Origin of the sequence: Olivibacter sp. XZL3, assembly GCF_004368405.1 — a bacterium.
GTDB lineage: Bacteria > Bacteroidota > Bacteroidia > Sphingobacteriales > Sphingobacteriaceae > Olivibacter.
Genome location: NZ_SBJH01000006.1, coordinates 112,203 through 120,739, shown reverse-complemented (window position 1 = coordinate 120,739; position 8,537 = coordinate 112,203). Strand labels below are relative to the sequence as shown.

4 protein-coding genes are annotated in these 8,537 nt (G+C 45.1%); all 4 read right to left on the bottom strand.

The window, feature by feature from the left end; translation table 11 throughout:
- Positions 1–393: 393 nt before the first annotated feature.
- Complete coding sequence (locus EPX21_RS02395; RefSeq protein WP_134088082.1) at positions 394–1,560, bottom strand: glycoside hydrolase family 88 protein; 1,167 nt, start codon at positions 1,558–1,560, stop codon at positions 394–396.
- A 67-nt stretch (positions 1,561–1,627) separates the two neighbouring features.
- Positions 1,628–2,410, bottom strand: a complete 783-nt coding sequence (locus tag EPX21_RS02390; RefSeq protein WP_134088081.1) for a rhamnogalacturonan acetylesterase — start codon at positions 2,408–2,410, stop codon at positions 1,628–1,630.
- A 261-nt stretch (positions 2,411–2,671) separates the two neighbouring features.
- Positions 2,672–4,834 carry a hypothetical protein gene (locus tag EPX21_RS02385; RefSeq protein ID WP_134088080.1) on the bottom strand — a complete coding sequence of 721 codons (2,163 nt, stop codon included), beginning with the start codon at positions 4,832–4,834 and terminating at the stop codon, positions 2,672–2,674.
- 138 nt (positions 4,835–4,972) lie between these two features.
- Positions 4,973–8,368, bottom strand: a complete 3,396-nt coding sequence (locus tag EPX21_RS02380) for a DUF4450 domain-containing protein (protein ID WP_134088079.1) — start codon at positions 8,366–8,368, stop codon at positions 4,973–4,975.
- Between the last annotated feature and the right edge of the window lie 169 nt (positions 8,369–8,537).

The window sequence follows — 8,537 nt, the reverse complement described above, 5'->3', positions numbered from 1 at the left end:
CTTTTTATCCAAAGATATATTTCACGATCTATTCTCATTTCTTGTATTTATCCTTCAGAGTTCAAACTAACGATATTATTTCTTGCTATAAGCTATATGCGTTTGGTTATAAGCTTTGTGTATAAGGCTAGGCCAGATGCTTTCCTGACCATCGCAGGCATTACTCAACACACATTCATCGTTTATTGTTCATCACTTATAATTCCGGTACAGATACTTCGGCTCTGCTATGCGACGCTCAGTATGACGTCCGTGCCCTGTTCCTGCCATTGCCTGCGCAACTCCCACTATCAACACAAAATTCATCACTCAGACAATCATACACCTGCTCAACTACTACACCCCATTAACTATTTCCCTATTTACTACGTCTCAAACCCTATCACCTTATACCTAAAGGCCGTTCGCTAATAACTTATACAATTCCGTTCCAGCCAACAGGAAACAGCCCAAGCCGTAATCTTCGAAGTCGGGCTTACTTGTATAAGTAACCGGTTGCCCATCCTTGGGCTCCTTGCCGGTGCCTTGTACATAACCGAGGAAACCGTTTTTGTGCAAGGATTCAGTTGACAGTGCTTTCCAGGCCCTGCTTACGACAGGCAAGTATACCTTTTTATCCACTAAGCCCTTATTGATTGCCCAGGCCATCCCATAGGTAAACAAGGCTGTTCCAGTCGCCTCCTTCCCTCCGAAGTGCGTAGGGTCATGCAAGCTTACATTCCAGAAGCCGTCTTTTCTTTGTAAAGGGGCCAAAGCGCTTAACATATTCGTTAAGTCGGTCAGGTATTCTTGATAATGTGGATCCGTTTTAGGCAGCTCGTCCAAGACCCGTACGAGCGCAGCCACCACCCAGCCGTTGCCGCGCGACCAGTAGCAATCCTCTCCATTAGGTTCTTTGTAAGGAGGTACGAAATCTTTGTCCCTCCACCACAATTTATCTTCCGGGTTATAGAGGCCATTCCCCCCTTCCTTATATTTCGTATGTGCATAAAGGGCATACATTTTATCGAAGTACTTCGGATCATTATAGGTTACGCCCAATTTAGCAAACACCGGCATCGCCATTTGTATGGCGTCGATCCAGTCCCAATCGTTCACCTCATCGCTATTTACCATCGCGTCGATATTATCTTTAATCGCTTTAATCTGTACGGGTTGTTTGTCAAGGCGATACAGATCGATATACGTTTGACCGCAGCATTGATTATCCGCATTGCGCGTAAACAAGTCGCGGGCGGGCGCCCATTGGTGCTTTTCGCCCCATTGAGTCGCATAGTCATGGTAACGCTGATCGGAATCGATCGTATGCAATGCCATTAATCCCTCATAATATACGGCCCTTGTCCAGATATTCGCCGGACGTTCTTTATTGGTAATGATCGTCTTCCCTGCATCAGGCCATTTTTCCATAAAATAATTATTGGCTAAGCGAAGCTGTTGCAATATTTCTTCTTTTTTGGGCAGCTTCTGTCCGTAACCTGGCAGGCCTATTGCCAACATGCAGCAAAATGCTATCAGCGTTTTCCACAGATTTCTATCTTTTAGTTTATTTTTCATCATTGATTAGTTATTAGCTTTCAATAATCAGATATCGGTTTATTTTCGTTTTATATTCTTGTATGCGCAGCTAAAGCTTGATAACTTTTTTCAAGCGCAATTGAGGCAGCTTTTTCATTGCCTTTGCAAGCAGCTCTACATTCTTTTGTGCGCCTTTCAGATCGGTGTGCGTATGATCGTCCGGAAAAAAGTTATTCACCTGTTCCCTTCCTATTTGATCATAATAATCAGCAACCAAATCATGCAGTGGAATAAAAGCTACCTGTTCACGAGCGGCCACCTCTTTTGCCCATTTCGGGTACCCATCTGTATCGCGTGCTATCTTGTTACCCTCCCATTTATTGCGAGGTATAGGTGAGCACACAATTACCTGTACGCCCCTTGCTTTAGCCTCTCTAATAAATGTAGACAAATACCATCCATAGGTGTATACGCGTTCTTGTTGCTTAGTGATTGGATTAAAAATTTCGCGCTCTTCATCGCCTATACCCTTCAGCGTTCCGCGTGCCCTGGCCGTATCATCTAACGGGCTGCCATCATTATGTCCAAATTGCATGAGAAGACAATCGCCGTTCTTTAACTGCGCCAATACCTTGGCCCATAGACCCTTTGTCAAAAAAGTCCGCGTGCTCGTCCCGCCTAGCGCATAATTCTTTATAGTCAACTTCGCTGTGTCGACACAAGTTGGTAACAGACTTCCCCACCCCCACTGGCCGTTACTACCATCTCCTTTACCGTTTTTTACGGTCGAATCACCAATGATGTATAAAGCAGGTTTTTGATCCGTGGGCTTCATTGCTAATAGTAAAAATAGCAATACACTTGCAAATGAGTTAACTCTTAGTAAATCCATTAGTTTTTAACTCCTTATCTTTTTGATTATATAAAGGGCTATCTGCCACCACATACAGATAGCGTAATAAGAAAAATGCAGCTGAAAAGGATGCATAGGTTTTTTAGTTAGTCTAATATTTTACTATAATACATCATTCAAGCGACATTGGCAACCTGTGGTATCCTGTTATTCTTCTCTGGGGCCGTATTCTCCAAGGCCGTTTTCCTGCCAACAAGGGTCAAATTACAAAGCAAATTTAGTATACCCTACACCTAACAACTAAGGCATTTTCTTAAAGCCTTCCGTTTTCACCTGCCAAGAGCCGTCTTTTGGAAATCCGGGAAGCTCACCTTCACTTCCGTCCCATCCACCGGCCATCATGGCCACCACCGTTAGTACCCCTCCGTTGCCCGGCAGATAGATGCGTAATCTATCGTCCTGATAGTTATGCCCGTTTTTAAGATAGGTGTTTGTTTGTATATCCATAAAGAGTGCATCGAGTGCCTTTTCAGGCAAGCCTAGACGGGCAGCATTCATAGCGGTCATGGGGAAATCCCATCCCCAGGTATCGGCCCACGACCAGGTTTTCCAAACGGTATCCAAGGTACTCTTCATAATCTCTTTATCTAACTTAGGCGATTCGGGAACCATGCCTAATGCACCTAATACAGCGGGGTGATCGGTACGCCACTTCGGGTTGGTATAAGAGTCTGTTGCACTTTCGGTTGCCAGATAAACACCTCCTTGAACCGGTAGGGCTGCCAATTTCTGAATCACCTCATCCCATTTTTTATCGGGCTCCATGCCTGCGCGCTTACGCCATTGCTGTGCGATGCGTAAGGCCCAATCCCAATAGGCCACCTCATAAGTTGGGTTAAAAGTCTCAGCTGCTTTAAACACCTCTTGTGCCGGGATTACGCCTTTACCTAGATTATAACGGTCTTTGGCTTTATCGTAAGTCGGAAACGAAGCCATAAAGTCGGCCGTTGCAAAAACCAGCTCTTTATATTTCTCGATGACTTTGGGATCTTCCTTATCCCGATAAGCCAGTTCCGCTAAATAGATAAAATGCGGCTGTTGCCAAATAAGGAAAGCGGCCACGGAAGAAGGACTTTCATTGCCTTCATTATCTGACATTTTTTGCCACCTTACCCCCTCATATCCCTGACGTTTCGCAATTCCTCTTGCTTTTTCTACCGTATTCGCATAATACCGTAAACTCTTTTCCATTAAATCGACGCGTCCCCAAAGTGCAAAATGCACCGCATGCCACCAATGCATCTCGGTATGTGGCTTACCGAACCAGCTATTAAAGGTAAGCCCCGTTTCTTGTGGTGGATAATGCCCCGCACACTGTACCTTCGTTAAGTATTGCGACAGCACCACGCGTCGCTCCAGTTCGTTGGCCCGTGGATCTTTACTACCGGCAAAGTCGATAGCTGCCCCCCTGTTCCAAAACTCGGCCCAAGCTTTTGTGCTGCTGGCTAAGGTCTCGTTATATAAAGGCACGCTCCCTTCCTCCGCTTTTTTTGGAGAAAAAGCAGCGCTGAACTCCATTTGATTACTGTTTCTCGCTGGTTGAAAAACGAAATAATGGTCTTCTTCACCTTTGTTAAGTTTACCTTCGGTAAAGGCGAGACTTGTTTCATAGCGCGTTCCTTGGAGCTGGTGACTAATACTGGAAAAACGTGCGTTGTTCTCCTCAATTTTAGTTTGGTGACGTTCAGGATCTTTCCAATTAGTACCTTCATCCAAAAATTTTGCTGTTGGATAGGGATAACGAATATAGATATTTAGACGGCCCTCTTTAATTAGGGGAGACTGCACTTTAACCGCTATTTGATCTTGCTGTTGATGTGCGGTAGTATACACTTCAACCGGCTCGCCTTCCACTTGGAAGGAACTGTGGATTTGGCCTGTCCATAAATTCAGTTCCTGACGAATATTAGTTAAATCCTTCGCTTGGGCTCGCTGGCCATCTTTTTTATATAACTCAAAGCCGATGTTTCCCAGTTGAAGTCGATGTGCATTCTCGCGGAACCAATCAGTGGCTTCTTTATTTCGTTGAGGCTCTTTCCACTGCACACTGTATTTAGCGTCTCTCCCTTCGTTGTTAAAATCGTAGCTTTTCAATGTTTCCTCAAAGCGGAAGTTTTTTTCATTTTTAAAGCTATCCCAAGCCCATTCCGATTGTGTTCCCAAGGCCACCCCCTTTTCGTATAATAAGGGAAAAGTCTGCAAACCCGTTACATCGACCGTAAAAGCAAATTCGCCATTGCCGACCGTTAAGGAGCTCAACGAATCAATGAATTCATTAACAACATTATGTCGGCTTACAACAGCTTTCCGATCAATGGAACCGTTCTCCTTTTCCTGCCGTTGATTACAGGATGTAATCGCAATCAAGCTACAAATCAACATCCATAGATAGTGTTTCTTCATTTTGGTTGTTTGTTGTTAGTTTTTAGGTATCAATACAAAAGTATCAGGACAAGCGTCACTTCATGATCTCTTTCTACTGTCTTATGTCTTGCTACTTACCTACCTTCCGGCAGGCATCCTCTATAACTCATCACTAGACTACTCAACCACCTCCAATGTCATTCCCATCAGGCCTATTACCACATCATTGGCTATCGTTCGCAATTCAAGTGTCTTCAGTTCCTTTGTTGGATCGAGCGGGAGCTCTAATAGTGTGGCAGCACCTCCGTCTATCGCCCGCTTTGTAAATCCTTTGATTTCATAATAGCTTCCTTCTCCACCACGCACGACCCGGCCGGTTTTCAAATGGAGCCGATAGGGTTTATCCTTCGGTAAGGAAAAAGCATAACCATCGTCCTCATAATCCTGTTCTATTGGCCACCAATTGTCTGGATTTCGCAATTCCAGCTCTTCCTTTGTTCCATCAGCGTAAACAATAGTCAACATTCCATTGGTAAATTGACTTTGCATGGGATTGGTTGTTCCTGCCACCAAAAAATACACGTGTGACGCTTTGCCAGATAATGCAAAGGTTTTCTTTGTTGGATAGTTATCCCATTGCGACGTAAGCATGATGTCATTCCCATCAGCCGACACCTTTATAGGTACGTCATTCGGCAACAGTATATGACCTTGCGCCTTCGCCAGCCGTTTAATTCCCTGATCATCTAAAACGGGCTCAATCAATGGATAGCACCAGTTACCGACACCCTGCCAAGGGAGTTGTAAGGTTGGCGCGCCCGGTCGCGGGCTCAGGTAACGTTGTTTAAACAGCTCCGTTACTTTTCCATTGAATTCTTTGCTCAGATTTAACATCTCGAATCTACCCTTTGCCTTGTCTACTTTTTCCGGAGGACTCTTACGGCGATAGGCATCTTTAATACGCACATTCACGGGCACCCACCACTGTGCATTCTCTTGCCTAAGCTTTACAAAGAACATCGACTTACCGATCCGTCTCAATGAAAACGTTCCTTTCTCATTTGAAAAATCCGCCAACACCTGTTGAGGATCATATACATCCACAATCTGCGCTTCGGAGATATGCAAATTTAGTTCTTCGCCTAAAGCGACGCTGTCTTGATAGCTTAGTTCAACAATCTCTTTATCAGCCCATTCAATTTCGATTTGGTAGCTTGCCGCCTTCGGCACCAATACCTGAAGTGTCGGTCGCTCGAGTGATTCTTCCACCCAATTCCAAGTAAGTTCCTTTCCATTCACCTTTACATGGCGCACTGCTGCTTTCCTCGCGCGCAATAACAGCTTAAGATGCATATTTCTTGGAAATCTTGGGGTAATCTCGTAGTGGTCAAGCCATCCAGAGCGCTCAAATGAAAAGCTCACATCAGGAATATCCAAATTTGCTTTGTCCCAAGCGGAGGGTAAGCCGGGCCGTATGGTTAATGTATCAGCTAATGCATCGGGTAAAATGCCGAATAGGCCCTCCGTCAATGTTCGTGCCGCGATGCCGATCGGATCAGCAAAATCGCGGTATAGCTCTCCCCTTTGCGCGTCGTAGAAAGACAATTGCTGAAAATTGCCCGGACTGGCACCTAGGTACATGCTTTCTACCAGGTTGCTCTTCCAAAGCTGGAAGGCCTCTTCCGGTTTGCCGCCCTGCCAATAAGCAAGTGCTGTTTGGAGATTTTCGGCGAGTGCCACATTGTTGATCGACCAAGTATAGGGTTGCCAATTGGTGGTAGACAACGTATAAAGTCCCTGCTCGGGCAAGCCCTGTGCCCGCACAGGGATATGCGGAATATGCTGATCGATATAATTCAAGCCCTGATATTTCTGAAATGGCGTAGCAATCCGCGTATCGAGCGCATGATAGATCGTCCACAGACCCGGTTGCTCATGTCTTAGTCCCTCACCCAGAAGATCCTTATACTCGGCATACCAGCCTTTGTCATTCATCCACAAGTGCTGATTTACCGCTTCCTTGATTTTGATTGCCTCCTGCTTATAAGGCCTTGGATCTTCACCAACAATGGTTGCGAGCTGCGCCGCCATATCAAAGCCTCGATAATTATAAGCAGAGGTATGGGTTACACCACCTCCGCTATATTGCAAGGCATCACTGGCCCAAATAGCGCAATAAGCGTCGTACAGTCCGTCGCCATCTTGATCAAAATTCCTTTTTTCCCACGCTAGATGTCTTTTAACAGCAGGCCAGCTTTCTTTTACAAAGGCGGTATCGCCCGTGTATTGGAAATGACTATACAACTGATCAAAAAACACCAGGTTCATATCATAGTGATGCGGCTTTGTATTATCGTTTGGATTTCTTGAAATATATCCACTGGAAAACACAGCCGTTCCCATCTTCTCGAGCTGCCTTGCCAAATGTCGTGAGGTATCCGGTACCACAGGCCCTGTCGCTGGCTCCAACACCTGCGAGCCAAGGTAAGCGGTAAAATGCAACTTAGCTCGATCATGCCATCCAAGGGGATTGGCCACATAAGCCCCTCTCCAGGCATTTAGACGCATGCGCCAAGCCACGGCACCGTGTAGATATGTCGGCGATTCCCAGATAGCATCTGCTGCGATTGCCAAAGCGCCACCCAAGGTATTGATATAAGGGTCGGGAGTTCTGAGCTTCACGCGCTCCGTTAAGCTTTTCCGTCTTTCTTCCGCTCGCTGAAAAATTACTTCCAATGGCGTCTGATTTTTCTCTCTTTGGATTGAAATATAAATAAGAGGTTGATCTTTTAGCACATACTTTGCGCTGAGCAGCGGGCTATCACTGGGCGAACTCGTCCATAATCCCGGCAACTCATTCAACTTACCTGCATCCAACACTTTCAAGGAAGGTTTGCCGGAAAAAGCACCAAATAATTCCTGCTTTTGTTCCTTCTTGTTTAAAAAACTCAAATGGAATGTTCTGCCGTGCACATTAAAAACATTCGTTACGCAGTTTTCGGGCAATAAATAAAAGCTCGACTCCGGATCGGCTCCGATATCACCGGCACGACTAAAATTTTGCCCACTAGCTCCTCCATAGACAGCCCATAGTTTGGTTGAACGGGTTATATTTTTTCCTTTCACACGAAGAATCAAACCTTCGCTTTCTGCTTGGGCCAAAATTTGTACCGTCAACTCCCCATCGCCCAACAGAACGTCTTTAATCCGGTAAATCATTGTTCCCGGACGATAGCGTGTTTCGATATGATCAGCATCAATAAGCCTTTTATAGTTCGTTCCATCTGTCAGTACAAACTGTAAATTGCCCCCCATGCCGGGTAAGTATAGAGCAAATTCAGGCAAGTCGCCGGCTTCCACGCGAAAAGCGGTATTGGTGCCATATAGTGCGCGATTAAATCGCCGCTTTCCCTGCACAAGGACAAAATCTTCCCCTTCGGGTTTATAATGTATAGCTCGCTCTATGCCATGCCATAGGTGCTTATTTTCATTTCGTTGCGCGTAAGATAAATTGCTTGATAAGCTTAGGCTTATCGCGGTCACTAAGAACAGCAAATGTATTTTTTTAATCATAACTAATTATTTACTTTCTTTCTCCGCGAAAGAAAGTAACAAAGAAAGCTCTCGGCTTAAAACGTTCTTTGAATGTATCTACCATTACTTAGCTTTTGCCACCCGAACCTTTTGAGGCCGATCTTTATTTATATGAAAGTTAATTCCTTCGACTATTCCATATGTGTTA